This window comes from Phenylobacterium composti DSM 19425 (assembly GCF_059568645.1).
The window spans coordinates 134974-154472 of sequence record NZ_JCANTT010000014.1 but is presented as its reverse complement, the minus strand read 5'-3'; the positions used below and the strand labels follow the sequence as shown (position 1 = coordinate 154472).

General features: G+C 69.8%; 21 protein-coding genes. 11 read left to right on the top strand and 10 right to left on the bottom strand.

Annotated elements, in window-relative coordinates:
• Positions 1 to 3 precede the first annotated feature (3 nt).
• On the top strand, positions 4 to 2316 hold the full coding sequence (gene clpA, locus BO64_RS09460) for an ATP-dependent Clp protease ATP-binding subunit ClpA (protein WP_496403043.1): 2313 nt from the start codon (positions 4 to 6) through the stop codon (positions 2314 to 2316).
• 99 nt (positions 2317 to 2415) lie between these two features.
• Here clpA and BO64_RS09455 read toward each other — a convergent pair whose 3' ends face one another.
• The 5 genes from BO64_RS09455 to BO64_RS09435 all read right to left on the bottom strand — a co-directional run bounded on the left by BO64_RS09455 (position 2416) and on the right by BO64_RS09435 (position 5821).
• Positions 2416 to 2853 (bottom strand): HIT family protein, encoded by a 438-nt coding sequence (locus BO64_RS09455; protein ID WP_496403042.1) that lies wholly within the window; start codon positions 2851 to 2853, stop codon positions 2416 to 2418.
• Positions 2854 to 2921: 68 nt separating this feature from the next.
• The gene (locus tag BO64_RS09450) at positions 2922 to 4094 is read right to left on the bottom strand and encodes a GNAT family N-acetyltransferase (protein ID WP_496403041.1); all 1173 of its coding nucleotides are present in this window, start codon (positions 4092 to 4094) and stop codon (positions 2922 to 2924) included.
• Positions 4091 to 4837, bottom strand: coding sequence for a glycerophosphodiester phosphodiesterase (locus tag BO64_RS09445; protein WP_496403040.1), 747 nt, complete (start codon positions 4835 to 4837; stop codon positions 4091 to 4093). Before BO64_RS09445 ends, BO64_RS09450 begins: the two co-directional genes overlap by 4 nt.
• Positions 4834 to 5295, bottom strand: a complete 462-nt coding sequence (locus BO64_RS09440) for a RidA family protein (RefSeq protein ID WP_496403039.1) — start codon at positions 5293 to 5295, stop codon at positions 4834 to 4836. The genes BO64_RS09445 and BO64_RS09440 overlap by 4 nt, the downstream gene beginning before the upstream one ends.
• Before the next feature lie 91 nt (positions 5296 to 5386).
• Positions 5387 to 5821 carry a phasin family protein gene (locus BO64_RS09435; RefSeq protein WP_496403038.1) on the bottom strand — a complete coding sequence of 145 codons (435 nt, stop codon included), beginning with the start codon at positions 5819 to 5821 and terminating at the stop codon, positions 5387 to 5389.
• 272 nt (positions 5822 to 6093) lie between these two features.
• Between BO64_RS09435 and BO64_RS09430 the strand changes: the two genes are divergently transcribed.
• Positions 6094 to 7365, top strand: coding sequence for a D-alanyl-D-alanine carboxypeptidase (locus tag BO64_RS09430; RefSeq protein WP_496403037.1), 1272 nt, complete (start codon positions 6094 to 6096; stop codon positions 7363 to 7365).
• Positions 7366 to 7439: 74 nt separating this feature from the next.
• Here the strand turns inward: BO64_RS09430 and BO64_RS09425 are convergent, their stop codons facing one another.
• A complete protein-coding gene (locus tag BO64_RS09425) occupies positions 7440 to 7862 on the bottom strand; it encodes a J domain-containing protein (protein WP_496403036.1) in 423 nt (140 codons plus the stop codon).
• A gap of 4 nt (positions 7863 to 7866) precedes the next feature.
• Entirely contained in the window at positions 7867 to 8700 is an 834-nt protein-coding gene (locus BO64_RS09420) for a division plane positioning ATPase MipZ (RefSeq protein ID WP_496403035.1), read from the bottom strand.
• A 147-nt stretch (positions 8701 to 8847) separates the two neighbouring features.
• Here BO64_RS09420 and panC point away from each other — a divergent pair, with 147 nt between their 5' ends.
• Positions 8848 to 9696: a pantoate--beta-alanine ligase gene (gene panC / locus BO64_RS09415; RefSeq protein WP_496403034.1), complete on the top strand. Its 849-nt coding sequence runs from the start codon at positions 8848 to 8850 to the stop codon at positions 9694 to 9696.
• A gap of 4 nt (positions 9697 to 9700) precedes the next feature.
• Here panC and BO64_RS09410 read toward each other — a convergent pair whose 3' ends face one another.
• Entirely contained in the window at positions 9701 to 10111 is a 411-nt protein-coding gene (locus tag BO64_RS09410) for a DUF1489 domain-containing protein (protein ID WP_496403033.1), read from the bottom strand.
• 116 nt (positions 10112 to 10227) lie between these two features.
• On the opposite strand from BO64_RS09410, the gene BO64_RS09405 reads away from it, so the two are divergent.
• The 8 genes from BO64_RS09405 to BO64_RS09370 all read left to right on the top strand — a co-directional run bounded on the left by BO64_RS09405 (position 10228) and on the right by BO64_RS09370 (position 17933).
• Positions 10228 to 12024: a patatin-like phospholipase family protein gene (locus BO64_RS09405; RefSeq protein WP_496403032.1), complete on the top strand. Its 1797-nt coding sequence runs from the start codon at positions 10228 to 10230 to the stop codon at positions 12022 to 12024.
• A 346-nt stretch (positions 12025 to 12370) separates the two neighbouring features.
• Entirely contained in the window at positions 12371 to 13534 is a 1164-nt protein-coding gene (locus BO64_RS09400) for a CaiB/BaiF CoA transferase family protein (protein ID WP_496403031.1), read from the top strand.
• Positions 13535 to 13588: 54 nt separating this feature from the next.
• Positions 13589 to 14497, top strand: a complete 909-nt coding sequence (locus tag BO64_RS09395; protein ID WP_496403030.1) for an SDR family NAD(P)-dependent oxidoreductase — start codon at positions 13589 to 13591, stop codon at positions 14495 to 14497.
• An 80-nt stretch (positions 14498 to 14577) separates the two neighbouring features.
• A complete protein-coding gene (locus BO64_RS09390) occupies positions 14578 to 15561 on the top strand; it encodes a hypothetical protein (protein ID WP_496403029.1) in 984 nt (327 codons plus the stop codon).
• Positions 15562 to 15816: 255 nt separating this feature from the next.
• On the top strand, positions 15817 to 16098 hold the full coding sequence (locus tag BO64_RS09385) for a hypothetical protein (RefSeq protein ID WP_496403028.1): 282 nt from the start codon (positions 15817 to 15819) through the stop codon (positions 16096 to 16098).
• Positions 16091 to 16354, top strand: a complete 264-nt coding sequence (locus BO64_RS09380; RefSeq protein ID WP_496403027.1) for a hypothetical protein — start codon at positions 16091 to 16093, stop codon at positions 16352 to 16354. Before BO64_RS09385 ends, BO64_RS09380 begins: the two co-directional genes overlap by 8 nt.
• Positions 16351 to 17151, top strand: coding sequence for a helix-turn-helix domain-containing protein (locus tag BO64_RS09375; RefSeq protein ID WP_496403026.1), 801 nt, complete (start codon positions 16351 to 16353; stop codon positions 17149 to 17151). Before BO64_RS09380 ends, BO64_RS09375 begins: the two co-directional genes overlap by 4 nt.
• Positions 17148 to 17933: a thioesterase family protein gene (locus BO64_RS09370; protein WP_496403025.1), complete on the top strand. Its 786-nt coding sequence runs from the start codon at positions 17148 to 17150 to the stop codon at positions 17931 to 17933. Before BO64_RS09375 ends, BO64_RS09370 begins: the two co-directional genes overlap by 4 nt.
• Here BO64_RS09370 and BO64_RS09365 read toward each other — a convergent pair.
• Both BO64_RS09365 and BO64_RS09360 read right to left on the bottom strand, forming a co-directional pair.
• A complete protein-coding gene (locus BO64_RS09365; protein ID WP_496403024.1) occupies positions 17930 to 18322 on the bottom strand; it encodes a DUF3574 domain-containing protein in 393 nt (130 codons plus the stop codon). The genes BO64_RS09370 and BO64_RS09365 overlap by 4 nt on opposite strands.
• A complete protein-coding gene (locus BO64_RS09360) occupies positions 18319 to 19485 on the bottom strand; it encodes an isovaleryl-CoA dehydrogenase (RefSeq protein ID WP_496403023.1) in 1167 nt (388 codons plus the stop codon). The genes BO64_RS09365 and BO64_RS09360 overlap by 4 nt, the downstream gene beginning before the upstream one ends.
• Positions 19486 to 19499: the final 14 nt, after the last annotated feature.

Below are 19499 nucleotides of genomic sequence, written 5' to 3'. Positions count from 1 at the left end.
CCTTTGCCTTCATTTTCGCGCCAGCTCGAAGAGTCCCTGCACCGCGCGGTCGCCTACGCCAACCAGCGTAAGCACGAATACGCCACCCTTGAGCACCTGCTGCTCTCCCTAATGGATGACGAGGACGCCGCGGGCGTCATGCGCGCCTGCGACGTGGACCTGGGCGCGCTGCGGACCACCCTGACCAACTACGTCGACAACGAGCTCCGCTCGCTCGTGGTGGACGACGGCGAGGACGCCAAGCCCACGGCGGGCTTCCAGCGCGTGATCCAGCGCGCGGTGATCCACGTCCAGTCCTCCGGGCGTGAGGAGGTGACCGGCGCCAATGTGCTGGTGGCCATCTTCTCCGAGCGCGAGAGCCATGCCGCCTACTTCCTGCAGGAGCAGGACATGACGCGGTACGACGCGGTGAACTACATCGCGCACGGCATCGCCAAGAAGGCCGGGGCCTCCGAGCCCAAGCCCGTGAAGGGGGCCGAGGACGACGAGAAGCCGGCGGTGAAGACCGGCGGCGAGGCGCTGGAAGCCTACTGCGTCAACCTCAACGAGAAGGCCAAGCAGGGCAAGGTCGACCCGCTGATCGGCCGGATGGCCGAGGTGGAGCGCTGCATCCAGATCCTCTGCCGCCGGACCAAGAACAACCCGCTGCTGGTGGGCGACCCCGGCGTGGGCAAGACCGCCATCGCCGAGGGCCTGGCGCGCAAGATCGTCAACAAGCAGGTCCCCGAGGTCCTGGCCGAGGCCACGATCTTCTCCCTCGACATGGGCGCCCTGCTGGCCGGCACCCGCTACCGCGGCGACTTCGAGGAGCGGGTCAAGCAGGTGGTCAAGGAGCTGGAGAACCACCCCAACGCGGTGCTCTTCATCGACGAGATCCACACGGTCATCGGCGCCGGCGCGACCTCGGGCGGGGCCATGGACGCCTCCAACCTCCTGAAGCCGGCCCTGGCCTCGGGCGCCCTGCGGTGCATGGGCTCGACGACCTACAAGGAGTTCCGTCAGCACTTCGAGAAGGACCGGGCCCTCGTCCGTCGCTTCCAGAAGATCGACGTGAACGAGCCGACGATCGAGGACACGATCAAGATCCTGAAGGGGCTGAAGTCCTACTACGAGGACTTCCACAAGCTCCGCTACACCAACGACGCCATCAAGGCGGCGGTGGAGCTGTCGGCCAAGTACATCACCGACCGCAAGCTGCCCGACAAGGCGATCGACATCATCGACGAGGCCGGCGCCTCGCAGATGCTGCTCACCGAGGGCAAGCGGAAGAAGACGCTGGGCGTGAAGGAGATCGAGGCCGTGGTGGCCAAGATCGCCCGCATCCCGCCCAAGTCGGTCTCCAAGTCGGACACCGAGGCGCTGAAGCAGCTCGAAAGCGACCTGAAGCGGGCGGTGTACGGGCAGGACGAGGCCATCGAGCAGCTGTCCGCGGCCATGAAGATGGCCCGGGCCGGCCTGCGCGACGCCAACAAGCCCATCGGCTGCTACCTGTTCACCGGCCCCACCGGCACCGGCAAGACCGAGACCGCCCGCCAGCTGGCGGCGACGCTCGGCATCGAGCTGCTGCGGTTCGACATGTCGGAGTACATGGAGCGCCACACGGTGAGCCGCCTGATCGGCGCGCCTCCGGGCTATGTGGGCTTCGACCAAGGCGGCCTGCTCACCGACGCCGTCGACCAGCATCCGCACGCCGTGGTGCTGCTGGACGAGATCGAGAAGGCCCACCCGGACGTCTACAACATCCTCCTGCAGGTGATGGACCACGGTCAGCTGACCGACTCCAACGGCAAGAAGATCGACTTCCGGAACGTGGTCCTGATCATGACCACCAACGCCGGCGCCGCCGACGCCCAGCGCAACGCCATCGGCTTCGGCCGCGGCAAGCAGGACGACGAGGTGGAGGAAGCGCTGAAGCGCCAGTTCACTCCCGAGTTCCGCAACCGCCTGGACGCCATCGTCCACTTCCACGCCCTCACTCCGGAGATCATCCGGCAGGTCGTGCAGAAGTTCATCATGCAGCTGGAGGCGCAGCTCGCCGACCGGCACGTCACGATCGAGACGGACGAGGACGCCACCGACTGGCTGGCCAAGAACGGCTTCGACGAGCTCTACGGCGCCCGACCGCTGGCCCGGGTCATCCAGGAGAACATCAAGAAGCCTCTGGCCGACGAGATCCTGTTCGGCCGGCTCACCAAGGGCGGCCACGTCAAGGTGGTGCTCAAGGACGGCAAGCTAGCCTTCGAGATCGAGGGGCAAACCCGCGAGCCCGGCGCCCCGGTGGTGGAAACCCCCGCCGACGAACCGGAAGCGGTCTGACGGCTCTCCAGGACCAAACAAGAAGCCCCGGGGCGATCCCCGGGGCTTTTTCGTGGCCGCTCGTTGGAATGTCGGGCCGTCCGATCACGGCCGGAGGCGTCATGCGATCCGGGCGGCGATCTGCTCGGCCAAGGTCTTCAGTTCCTCCACATCGGCCATGCCGCCCTCGGCGTGCCGGCCCATAGGCACGCCGTTCCAGCGGGGGATGACGTGGAAATGCAGGTGGTAGACGGTCTGGCCGGCGGGCGCGCCGTTGAACTGGGTCACCACGAGGCCGTCGGGATTCAGGGCCGCGCGCACGGCCTTGGCCACCCGCTGCACCCCCTGGATCAGGTGAGCCAGCTTGTCAGGCTCTTCCTCGATGATGTTCCGGGCCGAGGAGTGCTTGGGGATCACCAGCACATGGCCCTTGGACTGCGGGAAGACGTCCATGAAGGAATAGACGTGATCGTCCTCGTACACGCGCACGGACGGCATCTCGCCGCGCAGGATCTTGGCGAAGATGTTGTCGTGATCGTAGGTCCCGTCCAAGCTCATCGTACGCGCTCCTGACACATCCGCCGCAACGCCTAGCAAATCGTCCCGCAGCGGGGAATGCCGCGCCGTCAGACCGGCGGCGAGCCTTGCCGGAACGGCGAATATTCCTCGGTCAGCCACTCGATCTCGTGGTCCACGGCGGCGCGCTCCTGCTCCAGGAAGCGCTCCACGGGACCGCGCAGGGCGGGATCGGCGATGTAGTGGGCCGAATAGACCGGTGTCGGCAGATAGCCGCGGGCGATCTTGTGCTCTCCCTGCGCGCCGGCCTCCACCCGGGGCAGGCCGCGTTCGATGGCCCATTCGATGGCCTGGTAGTAGCAGAGCTCGAAGTGGAGGAACGGGATGTCCTCCACGCAGCCCCAGTGGCGGCCGTAGAGGCAGTCGTCACCGATGAGGTTCAGAGCCCCAGCGATCCAACGCCCCTCGCGCCTCGCCATCACCAGCAGCACCCGGTCGGCGAGGCCCTCGCCCAGCAGGGAGAAGAACGACCGCGTCAGATAGGGGCGACCCCATTTGCGCGAGCCGGTGTCCATGTAGAACCCGAAGAAGGCGTCCCAGTGCGCTTCGGTCAGGTCCGCGCCGGTGAGGCGGACGATCTCCACCGACGCCTGGGCCTCGCGCCGCTCGCGACGGATGGTCTTGCGCCGCCCGGACGAGAGCGCCGCGAGGAAGTCCTCGAAATCGCCATATCCCTGATTGCGCCAGTGGTACTGGCGACCCTCGCGCAGGCCGAAGCCCGCCTCGCCCATGAACCGCCACTCGGCCTCGGTGGGGAAGTTCACATGCAGAGACGAGGCTCCGTAGCGCTCGCACAGGCCAAGGGCCCCGCCGAGCAGGAGCTGCTGCGCCGCCCGGGCATCCACGTCCGGCCGGACCAGCAGGCGCGGGCCAGTGGCGGGCACGAAGGGCGCCGCCCCAAGGAGCTTGGGATAGTAGCGCCCCCCGGCCCGCTCGTAGGCGTCCGCCCAGGCATGGTCGAAGACATATTCGCCCTGGCTGTGAGCCTTCAGGTACAGCGGCATGACCGCGGCCACCTGTCCGGCCTCGTCCTCGACGGACAGGTGCTGCGGCCCCCAGCCCTGACGCTCCACGGCGCAGCCGCCCTCCTCCAGGGCATGGAGGAAGTCATACAGGACGAACGGGTTGCCGAGGTGCGCGCGATTGGCGGCGCAGGCGTCCCAGGCCTCGCGGCCGATCTCGGCGATACGGCGGGAGATGTTCACCGCCGGCTTGAGCTTCACGCCCGGAACCCCTCGAAGATCAGGTTGTCGCAGCTGTCCTTCACCGCCGCCCACTGCTCGGGCGTGCGGACGGTCCATGCGACCACCGGCATGCCTTCGGCCCGCAGGCGGGCGGCGTTGGCGTCGGGCAGCATGTCGAAGCTGAGGGCCAGGAAATGCGGTCGGGCGATGGCCACATGCTCCAGGTTCCGCAGCGCCCGGCGCAGGTCGGCCGGCATGTCGGTCCGGTCGCTGAAGGAATAGCTGTCGAGCCCGCGCAGCACGCCAGGATAGTGGTCGGCGAACCAGGCGTGGCTGTAGGGATTGAAGCCGATGACGGCCAGCGGGCCGTTGTGGTCGGCGATCACCTCGTGGACCCGGCGCTCCAGCGGGCCGACGTCGCCCGCCGGCGTCTTCAACTCGACATGCACCATGGCCCGATGCCCGACAACGGCGAGCGCTTCGAGCAGCGTGGGGACTTTCTCGTCCGTGCCCTTGAGACTGAGTTCGGCCAGGTCGGCGGCCGTATGGTCGCGGACACGGCCGGTCTGGCCCGTCATCCGCTCGAGGGTGTCGTCGTGGAAAACCATCGCCTCGCCGTCGGCGGTGAGCTGGACGTCGAGTTCTATGCCGTAGCCGGCGGCGCAGGCCGCCTGGAAGGCGCCGAGAGAATTCTCGGGCGGGCCGTCGGGGCTCCAGAGCCCCCGGTGCGCGATCGGCGGGTGGAAAAGAAGATCCCAGGCCTCGCCGAAGCGCTCCCTCACGACAGCTGCACCACCGCGTCGACCTCGACCGCGAAGTTCAGCGGGAGGCGATAGACCCCCACCGCCGAACGGGCGTGGCGCCCGGCGTCGCCGAACACCTCGACCATCAGGTCGGAGCAGCCGTTAACCACCTGCGGAATATCGAAGAAGTCGGGTCCGGCCTGGACGAAGCCGCCCAGCTTCACCACCCGCACCACCCGGTCGAGGTCGCCGTCGCAGGCGGCCTTCATCTGGGCGATCAGGTTGAGGCCGCACAGCCGGGCCGCGCGCTTGGCCGTCTCGGCGTCCACGTCGACGCCGACCGTGCCCTTGATGCCGCCGGAGGCGTCCACCGACACCTGGCCGGAGATATGCAGCAGGTCGCCAGAACGGACGAACGGGACGTAGTTCGCCACCGGCGCGTTGGGCTGCGGGAGGGTCAGGCCGAGTTCGGCCAGGCGGGCTTCGACTTTGGACATGGCAAAGGTCTAGCGCCCGACTGCGCACAGGAAAAGGGCCGGCCCTTGCGGACCGGCCCTCAGGTACGCGGGTACTGAAAGGAAGAGCCGCCTAGCGGACGGCCTGCAGCTTCTCGACGACGGCGGTGACGCGCTCGTTGAGCGGCTTCACAGAGTCCTTCATCGACGCCGAGACGGTCTCGGTCATCTTGCCGACCTCGGCCATGTAGGTCTCGAGGGCGGTCTTGGCGAAGGCGGTCTGAAGCTCCATCACCTCCTGGACGCTCTTGGCGCCGGCGAGCGAGCGGGCGGCGTTCACCTGGGTCTCGAAGGCGGTCTTGGAATAGGCCATGGCCTGGGCGCCGAGGGCTTCGACGCCCTTGGTGGCGGCCGTCACCGAGGCGACGACGGCCTCCAGGTTCTTCTTCGACTGGGTGTTCATCTCATTGAGCGCGGCCAAGGTCTTCTCGACACTGTCCTTGAACGCGACGCTGCTGGCGGCGGTGAGCTGTTCGACGGTGGTCTTCGCGGCTTCGGCGGTGGCCATGTGGCGCACTCCTGGCGAGAGAAAGGGGAGGAAACTGGGGGCCGAACGCACGCGGGTCCCCTAGAAAACGCACCCTCTTGTCTCATGTTGCAGTGCAGCAGTCAACGCGTTTTGTGCACTGCAACATAGCCAGCTTCGCCACCCCGTTGGGCACGCGCGGCATTTCGTCCGTTCAACTCCTGTTTACTCTACCGAAAGGCTGCGACTGTCATGGTAGGCAGTCCCGGCGGCGCTTCGCGCCAAGCCTAACACTCAGATTCGACGGACGAAGCATGTTCCAGCACGCCCGCCGCCTTTTGGTTTCCTTCGGTATCGCCGCGTCCATGGCCCTTGGCGCGCTGGCCCCGCAGGCCCAGGCGCAGGTCCCCTACGCGATGCTCTCCCAGAGTTCGTCGAAGGCCGCGGCCATCGTCGTCGACGCCAAGACGGGCGAGGTCCTGTACGAGAACCGCGCCGACAGCCCGCGCTATCCGGCGTCCATCACCAAGGTGATGACCCTGTACCTCACCTTCGAGGCCCTCGCCTCGGGCAAGCTGAGCCTGGATGACCGGGTGGTGTTCTCGCCCCGGGCTGCGGCCCAGGCGCCGACCAAGCTGGGCGTGCGCGCCGGCGACTCCATCAGCGTCGACGAGGCCATGAAGGCCCTGGCCACCAAGTCGGCCAACGACGCGGCGGTAGCCCTCGCCGAGAAGCTGGGCGGCACCGAGCAGCGCTTCGCCGCCCTGATGACCCTCCGCGCCCAGGAGTTGGGCATGCGGAACACCCACTTCGCCAACGCCTCGGGCCTGCCCGACAGCCGCCAAGTCTCCACCGCGCGGGACATCGCGATCCTGTCCCGGGCGGTGATGCGGGACTACCCGCAGTACTACAAGCTGTTCAGCACGACCTATTTCAATTTCCGCGGCCAGAACCTGCGGAACCACAACGGCCTGCTGCACCGCATGGAAGGCGTCGACGGCCTGAAGACCGGCTTCACCAACGCCTCGGGCTTCAACCTCGCCGTCTCGGCCGTGCGTGACAACCGCCGGCTGATCGCCGTGGTCCTGGGCGGACCGACGACGGCGGCGCGAGACGCCACCGCCGAGAACCTGTTGCTGACCGGCTTCGAGCTGATGGAACGCCGCGCCCGCGGCGAGAACATCCAGGTCGCCCAGAGCTTCTTCGAGGCCAATCCGATGCTGGGCAGCCGTCCGGCGACGCATACGGCCCAGGGCGACCGCGACGAGATGAAGATCGTCCTCGCCTCCACCGCCCCGCCCATGCGCGCCTCCAAGATCGACGTCGTCGACAAGAAGAGCGCCGCCAAGGGCAAGTGGACGGTCCAGGTCGGCTCGTTCGGCAACCGCGACTCCGCCCGCGAACAGCTGGCCATCGTCGAGAAGCGGTTCGCCAAGCACTTCAGCTCGGCCAAGGGCTACGCCGAGAAGGACGGCTCCAAGTATCGCAGCCGCTTCTCGGGCTTCACGGAGTCCTCCGCCAAGGCCGCCTGCCAGGCCCTCAAGGCCAAGAAGCAGCCCTGCATGGTGATCGCGCCCTCTGCCTGATCGGCCCTGTACAGCGCAAAATTCGCGAGCGGCGTCGTCCCATCGGGGCGACGCCGTTTCGATTCCGGGGCCGCCTATTTGCCAAGCAGGCGGTCGCGGGCGGCGTTGAGCTGGGCCGCGAGGCCCACCGTGCCGCCCTTGTCGGGATGGGCCAGTCGCATGAGGCGGGTATAGGCGGCCTGGATCTCGGCCCGGCTCGCGCCCTCCTCCACGCCCAGGATGCGCCGGGCCTCGGCCTCGCTCATGCGAGCCGACGGCGCAGTCGCGGACGCCGCGCCGGTGCGCCGAGTGGAGACCGCCAGGCCCAGGCCGACGACCACCAGGACGATGGCCGATCCCCATGCGCCGCGTACGCCGAGCCAGGCTGCGCCGGTGAAGGCGGCCACGGCGAAGGCGCCGGTGATGAAGCGCCATTCCCGCCGCTTGAGCACCGGCTTGCGGCGGCCGGCCATCAGGAAAAGCGCCAGGGCCAGGCAGCCCACGGCCAGATAAATCATGCGGCTATTCCGCCGCGATCTTCTCGCCGTCGTCCAGGCCGGTGAAGCCCAGGGCGCCCATCAGCGCCCGCAGTTCCTGGCGGGCCGCCACGTGCTGCAGCGACATGGCTACCGGACGAATGGTGGGCGACAGATCCGCCACGGTCAGCCCGAAGGGGAACAGCTCGCGATAGATCACCCGGTCGCGCAGGCCCGGGCCGACGCGGAAGCCGACCTTGCGCGACAGGGCCGTCACCCGCTCATCCAGGCGTCTTCTGTTGCGGGCCTCGGTGGGCGCGAGACGGTTGCGCAGCACCACCCAGTCGGTCTGCCGGCCGGTGGCCAGGGCGTGCGCCTTGCGGCAGGCCCAGACCGTCTCGGAATAGAGGCTGTGGCGCTTCAGCTCGAGGGTCACCGGGTCGACCTGGCCCAGCATGTCGAAGTCCACGAAGCTGTCGTTCATGGGCGTGACGATGAGGTCGGCCTTGCCGTGCGCGGCCCGGCTGATGGCGGTGTCGCTGCCGGGGGTGTCGATGAGCACGAAGTCGGCCGCCTGGCTCACCTCGGCGAACGCCTCCTCGAAGCGGGCAAGCTGCTCGGCGTCGGGCGCCTTGGCCAGGGCGTCCCCCGCGCCGCTGATGGGGTGTTCCAGCGGCATCGGCGCGTCGGCCGAATTGGCCGTGAGCCAGACCTTCCGGTTGGCGAAGAACCGGTTCAGCGTCTGCTGACGCAGGTCCAGATCGAGCACAGCGACCCTGGCGCCGCCATGCAGCAGCGCCGTGACGATGTGAATGGCGATGGTGGACTTGCCCGCCCCGCCCTTTTCATTGCCCACGACAATGACGCTGGCCTGCCCCATGGGTCCCTCGGCTCCGACTCAATTCCTTAACGTGAGCCTTTTGTGTGGCGCGCCGTCAACGCGCCGATGCGCGCGCCCTGTGGACGGCCCGAACCTCTGGAGCGCGCGGATGGACGGCGCGTCCCGGCGGGCGTAAGCGCACGCCCCATGACCCTGAAGATCGTCCGCACCGTCGCCGAGCTCCGCGCCCAGGTGGCCGCCTGGAAGGCCGCCGGCGAGCGCGTGGCCCTAGTCCCCACCATGGGCGCCCTGCACGAGGGGCACCTGTCTCTGGTGCAGCTCGCCCGCACCCATGTCCAGCGCGTGGTGGCCAGCGTGTTCGTCAATCCGACCCAGTTCGGGCCGAACGAGGACTTCGACGCCTATCCGCGCAACGAGGCGCGGGACGCCGAACTGCTGGCCGGGGCGGGCTGCGACATGCTGTTCGCCCCCACGGTGGCCGAAATGTACCCCGACGGCTTCGCCACCACCGTCACCGTGACGGGCGTCTCCGAGCCCCTGGACGGCCAGGCCCGCCCCGGCCACTTCGCCGGGGTTGCGACGGTGGTCTCCAAGCTCCTCAACCAGGCTCAGCCGGACGTCGCGGTCTTCGGCGAGAAGGACTATCAGCAGCTGCAGGTGATCCGCCGGCTGGTCCGCGACCTCGACCTTCCCGTGGAGATCGTCGGCGCCCCGACGGCGCGGGCGGCGGACGGCCTCGCCCTTTCCTCACGCAACGCCTACCTCACCGAGGCGGAGCGGGCGATCGCGCCCCAGCTCAGCGCCGCCCTGCGCGCGGCCATCGCCGAGCTGAACGCGGGCGGGCGCATCGACGCCGCCGAGGCCAGGGCCGTGGAGACCCTGCGGGCCGCGGGCTTCGGGCGGATCGACTATGTGGAGGTGCGCGACGCCGCCGACCTCTCGCGCCTGGGCCCCGGCCCGGTGGACCGGCCGGCCCGCATCCTCGCCGCCGCCGTCCTGGGCCGCACGCGGCTGATCGACAACATGGCGGTCTGACCGCCTACCAGGCTCCGGCTTCGCGCAGCTGGCGGGCGAGTTCCGGCGGGATTTCGCCGAACGCCTCATCGTCCAGGTCCGGCGGGGCGTCCTTGGCCTCGAGGTACCGCCAGCCCTGGAAGGCCCGGCGCGGCGTGGGGGCGACGCGGACGATGGTCTCGTCCAGGGTCACATGGCAGCGGGCCTCGGGGCCCTCGCCGACGGTGTCGATGGCGAGGATGCGCTGGCGGCACAGGATATTGCCCCGGAACACCCGGTAGACCGAGCCGCCGTCCAGCATCTCCGCAGCGCGCTTGGGGGTCTGGCGGGTCCGCAGGATCCAGGGCTCTCCTGGCCGGGCCGAGACCTTGCGCCAGGCGAGGAGGTCCTCAACGGTGTCGCAACCGACCACCAGCTTGATCATGTGGAGCGCCATGGCGTCTGGATTAGGCCGCCGCCCCGCGCTTGCAAAGTGCGGCGGGCGGCCTCAGCGGCGAGCCGCCCGCCAGCCGGCCGATAGCCTTGAAGCCCCGCCCGGCGCTAGGCTTCGCCATGCTGCCTGAGCTTCCCGCCGATTCGTCGCTGGCGCGGCTGTTCCGCCAGGCCGAGGCGCGCGATGCGGCGCGGTGGTTCTCCCTGCCCGGCGGCCAGACCCTGTATGCGGCGGGCGATCCTGCCGACGAGCTCTACGTCCTGCACGCCGGGCGCCTGGGCGCCTTCCGCCACGAGCCGGGCCAGGAGCCGACGTTCCTCGGCGTGATCCGCCCGGGAGAGCCGGCCGGCGAGATGGCCCTGGTGGCGGGCCTTCCGCATTCGGCCGACGTGGTCGCCCTGCGCGACTGCGAGATCGTCGCCCTGCCCCGCGACGTGTTCCTGCGGGCCTGCGAGGCCGACGCCTCGGTGATGACGGAACTCGCCCGGCTGATGATCCTGCGCACCCGGCAGGCGGCGACCCGCGGGCCGCTCGGCGAGCCCTCGGTGTTCGGCTTCATCAGCCTCGGCCAGCCGGGCCCCGTGCGGCCGGTGGTCGAGCGGCTGGAGCGGGCGATCGGCGACCTCGGCTATTCCTGCACCACCGTCGGGGTCGAGGCCGCAGGCGCCCCCACCGAATGGTTCTCGGACGTGGAGCGGACGCACGACTTCGTCCTCTATGTGGCTGAGGCCGAGGACGGCGGGTGGCGCCCCGTGGTGGCCCGGCAGGTGGATCGGCTGTTCCGGGTGGGGCGCGGCGACCACAAGCCGCCCCGGGAGCCCTTGCACACCAAGTCGCCCCTTCAGGCCCAGCAGCTCGTCGACCTGATCCTGCTCCAGCCCGCCGGGACCGCACGGCCCACGGGGTCGGAGGCGTGGCTGGATGCTGCGGGCGCCGCCCGCCTTTTCCACCTTCGCCGGTCCGGCGAGGCGGACGTCCGGCGCCTGGCGCGGGTGCTCACCGGCCAATCGGTGGGCCTGGTCCTGTCGGGCGGCGGCGCCCGGGCCTACGCCCACGTCGGCGCGATCAAGGCGCTGCGCGAACGCGGGGTGCCCATCGACTTCGTCAGCGGCGTCTCCATGGGCGCGATCATCGCCGCCGGCTGCGCCATGGGCTGGGACGACGCCGAGATGGAGCGGCGCATCCGCGAGGCCTTCGTGGACTCCAGCCCCCTGGACGACATCGCCCTGCCCTTGCTGGCCATGACCCAGGGGCTGAAGGTGAGCGAGCGCCTGGCGCAGCACTTCGGCGAAACTCAGATCGCCGACCTGTGGCTGCCGTTCTTCTGCCTGTCGTCCAACCTGACCACCGGCGCCTATCACCTGCACCGGCGCGGCCTGCTGCGCCACGCCCTGCGCGCCTCGATCTCGCTTCCCGGCGTACTGCCGCCGGCCACGGACGGCGCCGACGTCCTGGTCGACGGGGCGGTGATGAAGAACTATCCGGCCGACATCATGCGGGCCAGCCAGCTCGGTCCCGTGGTCGGCGTGGACGTCACGACCGCCCGCAGCATCACCGCCGAGGACGTGGCGCGCCCCTCGTCGGTCTGGCGCTGGGTCCGCTCGGGCCAGTGGCGCAACGGCCCGCCCATCGTCTCCCTGCTGATGCGGGCGGCCACGGTCTCCACCGGCCGCGAACTGGCCGCCGCCCGCGAGGCCACCGACGTCCTGGTCCTGCCCGACGTGAGCGGCATCGAAATCCGCGACTGGGCCGCCTTCGACAAGGCGGTGGAGGCCGGCTACCGCGCCACCCTGGAGGCGCTGGACAGGCTGCCCCGGCCGGTCACCGAGCTGCGCCGCCGCCTTAGCCTCGCTGAAGAGGCCGCCCTGGCCAAGGCCGCGCCCTTCGGGGGGACGCGGTCCACGGCGGCGGAATAAACCCTACGGCGGCGTTTGCGGCCGGCGCCGGCGGGACCCATATTCAGGACGTCCTGTTCAACAGCTGAAAGGAGGTGATCCAGTGTCTCATTTGTCGATCGCGACTGCGCTGGAAATCTCCGTGGAGTTTCACGGTCGCTGACCCAGCGCTCTCGCGGACAAATGCTGGGCGTTCCATAGCGTCCAACAGAAGCGGAAGCCCCGGCCCTGCGCCGGGGCTTCTTGCATTCGAGACTGAGGCCCGGACCGGAGCGAAAAACCTGCGCTGTTCCGTCACGTAAGCGCGGCGGATTGGCCTTGGCGCGGCGCGGACGCGCCCCCTAGGATCGGCGCAGGAGGCGTTCGCATGCTGCCGCTGGAAGGCGTGAGAGTTCTGGACATGGGCGCGGTGCTGATGGCGCCCTATGCCGCCCAATGGCTGGCGGACTTCGGAGCCGAGGTCATCAAGGTGGAGGCGCCGGTGGGCGACACCACCCGGCGGATCGGCCCCGGCGCCGAGACCAACATGGCCTCCATGTTCCTGGCCTCCAACCGCAACAAGAAGAGCATCGTCCTCGACATCAAGACGCCCGAAGGTCGCGAGGCGCTGCTGGCCCTCGCCGGCACGGCGGACGTGCTGATGCACAACAACCGCCCGCAGAAGATGCGCGCACTCGGCCTCGACCCGGAGACGCTGCGGGCCCGCTATCCGCGGCTGATCTACGCCTGCCTCCACGGCTTCGGCGAGACCGGACCCTATGGCGGCCGGCCGGCCTATGACGACATCATCCAGGGCATGTCGGGCCTGGCCGATCTCGCGGGCCAGCGGGCGGGCGCGCCCGCCTACCTGCCCACCGCCGCGGCAGACAAGACGGCGGGCCTCGTGGGGGCGATCACCATCCTGGCGGCCCTGACCCGCCAGCAGCGCACGGGCGAAGGCTGCTACCTCGAAATCCCGATGTTCGAGAGCCTGGTGGCCTATACCGCCGTCGAGCATCTCTACGGCCGCCAGTTTGACCCGCCCCGGGGGCCGGCCTCGTATCCGCGCGTCATGACGCCCGAGCGGCGGCCGTTCGCCACCGCCGACGGCTATATCTGCGCCCTGCCCTACACCGACCAGCACTGGCGGCGGTTCTTCGAGGCGGCCGGGCGGCCCGAGGCGGCTGACGACCCACGCTTCCAGGGCATCGCCGCCCGGACCGAGAACATCGGCCCGCTCTACGCCATCGTCAGCGAGATCCTGCTCACCAAGACCACCGCCGAATGGGCGAGGATCCTGGACGAGCTGGAGATCCCCAACTCGCCGGTGAAGAGCCTGGACGACCTGATCGAAGATCCGCACCTCAAGGCGGTGGGCCTGTTCCAGACCCTGACGGCGCCGGACGGGAGCACCCTGCGGATGGTCGCCCCGCCGGTCCTGATCGACGGCGAGCGGCCGCCGGTGCGGATGCCGCCGAGGCTTGGGGAACATACGCGCGAGGTCCTGCTGGACGCGGGCCTGAGTCCGCAGCAGATCGACGCCCTCACCTGACCGCCGAGGCGGTCACGAACGACGAAAGCCATAGACGCAAGAAAGGGGAAAGACGTGGGTGTTCTGAGCGGGAAGGTCGTGCTGGTCACCGGCGCGGCGGGCGGCATCGGCAAGGAATGCGCCCTGCTGGCGGCGCGGGAAGGCGCCAAGGTGGTGGTCAACGACCTGGGCGGCAGCGTCTCGGGCGGCGACCTGGGCGATGCGGGCCCGGCCGAGGCCACGGCCCAGGAGATCCGCGCCGCCGGCGGCGAGGCCGTCTCCAACTCCGACAGCGTGGCCGACATGGCCGGCGTGCGCCGGATGTTCGAACAGGCCATGGATACCTTCGGCGGCCTGCACGCTGTGGTGAACCCGGCGGGCATCCTGCGGGACAAGATGTTCCACAAGATGGACGAGGCGGACTGGGACGCGGTGATCCAGGTCCACCTGCGCGGCGCCTTCAACGTCACCCGCGCCACCATCGAGCACTTCCGCGACCAGCAGGACGGTTCGTACGTCCACTTCACCTCGACCTCGGGCCTGATCGGCAACATCGGCCAGGCGAACTACGCCGCCGCCAAGCTGGGCGTGATGGGCCTGTCGCGGATCGTGGCGATGGAAGGCGCCGCCAAGAACGTGCGCTCCAACATCATCGCCCCGTTCGCCTGGACGCGGATGATCGCCACCATCCCGATCAAGGACGAGGCCTCGGCCCAGCGCGTGGAGCGGATGAAGAACTTCATGCGCGCCGACCAGGTGGCCCAGGTGGCCGTGGCCCTGGCCGCCTCGGACGTCACCGGCCAGATCTTCGCCGTGCGCGGCAATGAGGTGGTGCTGTTCAACCAGCCCCGGCCGGTGAAGTCGGTGACCAAGGTCGAGGGCTGGACGCCCGAAAGCCTGATCGCCCAGGCCTTCCCGGCGATGAAGGCCAGCTTCACCGACCTCGGGGCGACGGCCTCGGTGTTCCCGTACGATCCGGTCTAGTCGCCGGAGGCGCTCAGGGGCGGGCCGTCGGCGACGGTCCGCCCTGCCCTTGTCGCCGCCTTTCTGGCATAGCCCCCGGCATGAGCATCAAGCCCCAGGGGCAAGCGCCGCACGCCGGTGCGCCGGACCTCGACCTGGCCACCCGCCACCGTCTCGTCGGCCGGGCCGCCCTGGCCTACCTCCTGGACGTCATCGCGATCTCCCGGGACGGGCGCCATCCGCTGGATGCTCTCCTGATCGGCACGATCAGCCAGGCCAATGTGGCGCCGGTGTCCGCACGGGCGGACCTGCAGATCGCCCTGGCCACCGCCGAGGCGCCGCCATCCGACGACATGCGCCGGCCGATCAGCATCAACGCCCTGGCCACGTCCCTGCGCCTGCCCTTCGAGACCGTACGTCGCCGAGTGCACGGCCTGCAGCGGGCCGGCTACTGCCGCATCGAACCGGCCGGCGTGATCATCCCCACCGAGGTGCTGATCACCGAGAACTACCTCAGCCTGGCCTTCCAGGCCTATGAGCGCCTGCGCGCCTTTCACGGCGAACTCAGCAACCTCGGCGCCCTGACCGGCCTGTCGCCGACGACCGTGGAGCACGACCAGGGCTTCCTGCCGCTGCGCGCCGCCGCCCGGGTGGCCACCGACTATGTGCTGCGGGCCATGGACCTGGCCGTGGCCGAATTCGGAGACCTGGTCACCGTCCTGCTGCTTATGGAGATCGTGCGCTCCAACACCGAACACCTGGGCCTGTCTCCCGAGCCGCCCCAGATGGTGGACGGCGGTGGACGGCTGCTCGACGCCCATCGTCGGCCCGCGCCCCTCAGCCGCGTGGCCAAGCGGATCGGCGCCCCGCACGAGACCGCCCGCCGGCATGTGGTCCCGTTGCTGGAGACGGGCGCGGTGCAGCGGGTGCGGGGCGGACTGGTGGTCCCGGCGGCGACCCTCGCCCAGCCCCCGACGATGCGGTTCATGGGCGGCAACGCCATGCATCTGCGCCGCATGTTCGCCGCCCTCTCCCAGCTCGGCGTCCTGGCCGTCTGGGAGGCCATGCAGGCGCCTGCGGCCTGATCGCCTTTCCAGCCCGGCGACGATGCGCTATGGAGGCTGGCCCTGTCCTGAAGGATCAGCTTCGCCGATGCGCACTCCGCGCCCGATCACCGCGATGATGATTATTACCACCGCCCATAACGGACGGGGGCGATCCCACGCGGCCTGACGAACCGCCAAGATCGCAAGTTTCAGCAACCCCGCTCCGGCCAGGACGCGGGGTTTTTCAATGGCTTTCGCGCCCGGCCGGGGCCTTCCCACAGAAGGACCCGTCCCATGACCGAACCCCTCAAGCGCCTCGCCGACGCCGCCGAACGCTTCGCCCGGCGGCTCCCCAGGACCAGCCGGATCGAGGTGCGGCTGGACAGCGCCCACGGCCTGCCCGCCCTCTGCGCCGTGGAAGGCGTCTTCTCCCGCCTCCTGCCGGCGGGCACCGCCAAGGAGCTGGTGTGGCTCACCCGCATGCCCGACGCCACGGGCGACCGGCTTCAGCTCCGGGCCTATGGCGACGACAACGCCCTTCTCGCCGAGGATGTGTTCGAGGCCGCCGATGCGTAGGGACGTCTATCTCATGCTCCTGCCGCCCGGCACGGACGCCCTCGTCCGCGCGCTGACGGTGGTGGCGCGAATGCCGGGGGAGATCGCCCGGCTCACCCACGCCGACGGCTCCGCTCGCCTGGAGATGCGCGGCCTCAGCCTGGAGGCCGGCCAGTTGCTCGCGGCGCGGCTGCGCGCCCTGCCCTGCGTGACGGGCTTCCATTACCTGCCAGGTCGTGGACCCGCCGCGGCGGCCCCGGATAGGCTTGCTTCATGACCTCCCGGACCAAGCCCGTTGGGGAACACATCCGTGACTGGCGGCAGCGGCGGCGGATGAGCCAGCTCGACCTCGCGCTGGAGGCCGACATCTCCACCCGGCACCTGAGCTTTCTGGAGACCGGCCGGGCCATGCCCAGCCGAGAGATGGTGCTCCACCTCGCCGAACGGCTGGAGATCCCGCGCCGGGAGCAGAACGTGATCCTCATGGCCGCCGGCTTCGCCCCGGTGTTCGCCGAGCGCAGTCTGGACGATCCCGAATTCGCCGCCGCCCGCCGCGCCGTCGACCTGATCCTCAAGGGCCACGAGCCCTACCCGGCCCTGGCCGTGGACCTGCGCTGGAACCTGGTGGCCGCCAACGCCGCCGTGGCGCCGCTGCTCGAGGGGGTCGATCCGGCGCTGTTGGCCGGGCCGGTCAATGTCGTGCGGCTGGCCCTGCATCCCAAGGGCCTCGCCTCGCGGACGGCCAATCTCGCCGAGTGGCGCGATCACCTGCTCGAGCGGCTGCGCCGGCAGGCCGACCTGACGGCCGATCCGGGCCTCATCGCCCTCATCGACGAGGTGAAGACCTATCCGGCGCCGCCCGCCTCCGACCGGCGCCCCGAGGACTACGGCCAGGTCGCCGTGCCCTACCAGTTGCTCCAAGGCGAAACCCTGCTTTCCTTCTATGCCACAACCACGGTATTCGGGACGGCCGTGGACATTACCCTTTCCGAGCTCACCCTCGAGACCTTCTTCCCGGCCGATCCGGCGACCGCCGAGATCCTGGCCCGTAGCCACGCCCGTCTCGCCGCATGACCGACGCCGTTTTTGAAGTGAAGGGCGCGTCCGCGCGCGCGACCGCCTGGGCCTCCGGCCCCTGGGATCCGGGCCTGATGCACGGGGGCGCCCCGTCCGCCCTGATCGCCTGGGCCGCCGAACAGGTGGAGAGCCCCGCGCCTATGCGCATCGCCCGCCTGACCATCGACCTGTTGCGCCCCGTGCCGGTGGCCGAGGTGACGGTGGAGATGAACGTCCTGCGCCAGGGCCGCAAGATCCAGCTCCTGGAGGTGCGCCTGTCCGCCGCCGGCGTCGAGGTGACCCGCGGGACGGTTCTGAAGGTGCGCGAGACCGACCTGCCCCTGCCCGGCGACCACCTGCCCGGCCTGGACGAGGCGCCGCCCGAGGCCGCAAAGCCAGGCGAGACCCGCATGGGCTCGGTGAACAACTTCGGCGGCAACTTCGAAATCCGCGCCGTCCGCGGCATGTTCGGCGAACTGGGCCCGGCAGCGGTGTGGTTCCGGCAGCACCGGCCGACGGTGCTTGGCCAGCCGATCTCCCCCGCCATGCGCGCGGCGGCCGTGGCCGACTTCTCCAACGGCATCTCCTCGGTCCTGCCGTTCGAGGACTGGACCTTCATCAACGGCGACCTGACCGTCAGCCTGGCGCGGCCGCCGCGGGGCGAATGGATTCTTTCCAACGCGGTCAGCTGGCTCGCCCACGACGGCGGCGGCCTCGCCATGACCCGCCTCGCCGATCGCGACGGCTATTTCGGGATCGCCCAGCAAAGCCTGGTGCTGGAGCGCCGGCAGGACCGCTAGGCGGCGACGCAGGCTTCCTGGGTCACCACCACCGTCTCGCGGCGGAACCGGCGCTTGTAGGCGGCGCGCACGGCCTCCAGGCGGCCGGCCTCGTCACGCTTTCCGGGCAGGACGATCTGAACCACCTTCTGCGCCTCGCGGATCAGCTGGTTTTCGGCCCCGCGCCATTGGCGGCCGCCGTCGAGCACCGTGACCCCATCCGGGAAGCGCGGCATGACCTCCTGGTCCACGAAGGCGCGGATGTCGGCCTCCGCAGCCGGCGGCCCGCCTGCGCCGATGAAGAGCTGAGCCGTGCGCAGATATTCTTGGCCCGCCGAGCACGCGGGCGCCGGCGCGGTGGCGCAGCCCGCCACCGCCAGCACCGCGATCACGCCCGCAACCCGCCTCATCCGCCTACCAGCTCCCGTCCGATCAGGAAGCGCCGGATCTCGTTGGTGCCGGCGCCGATGTCGTACAGCTTCGCGTCCCGCAGGAATCGCTCGACCGGATATTCCTTCGTGTAGCCGGCCCCGCCCAGGGCCTGGATGGCCTCAAGCGCAACCTTCACCGCGTTTTCGCTGGCCATCAGGATGGCGCCCGCCGCGTCGAACCGGGTGGTCAGGCCCGCGTCGCAGGCCCGGGCGACGGCATAGACATAGGCCCGGGCCGAGTTCAGGGCGACGTACATATCCGCCACCTTGGCCTGCATGAGCTGGAAGCTGCCGATCGGCTTGCCGAACTGCTTGCGCTCCCGGACGTAGGGCAGAACCACGTCCATGCAGGCCTGCATGATGCCGAGCGGCCCGCCCGCGAGCACCGCCCGCTCATAGTCGAGGCCGCTCATCAGCACGCCGACGCCGCCGTTCACCGGCCCCAGGACGTTCTCCTCGGGCACCTCGCAGTCCTCGAACACCAGCTCGCCGGTGTCGGAGCCGCGCATGCCCATCTTGTCGAGCTTCTGGGAGACGCGGAAACCGTTGAAGCCCTTCTCGATGATGAAGGCGGTGATGCCGCGGCTGTCCGCTTCCGGATCGGTCTTGGCGTAGACGATCAGGGTGTCGGCGTGCGGGGCGTTGGTGATCCAGAACTTCGTCCCATTCAGGACGTAGCGGTCGCCCTTCTTCTCCGCGCGCAGGCGCATGGAAACCACGTCGGAGCCCGAGCCCGCCTCGCTCATGGCCAGGGAGCCCACATGTTCGCCCGAGATCAGCTTGGGCAGATAGCGGCGCTTCTGTTCGTCGCTGCCCCAGCGCCGGAGCTGGTTCACGCACAGGTTCGAGTGGGCGCCGTAGCTGAGGCCCACCGAGGCCGAGGCGCGCGACACCTCCTCCATGGCCACCACATGCTCAAGGTAGCCGAGACCGAGGCCGCCGAACTCCTCCTCCACGGTCACGCCGTGCAGGCCGAGCTCGCCCATCTCGGGCCAGAGGTGGCGGGGGAAATCATTGGTGCGATCGATCTCCGCGGCGAGCGGAGCGATCCTGTCGGCCGAGAAGCGCGCTGTGGTCTCGCGGATCATGTCCGCGGATTCGCCAAGGCCGAATTCGAGCGTGGGTCCGTGGTTCGGGATCATGGCGCTTCGGTAGC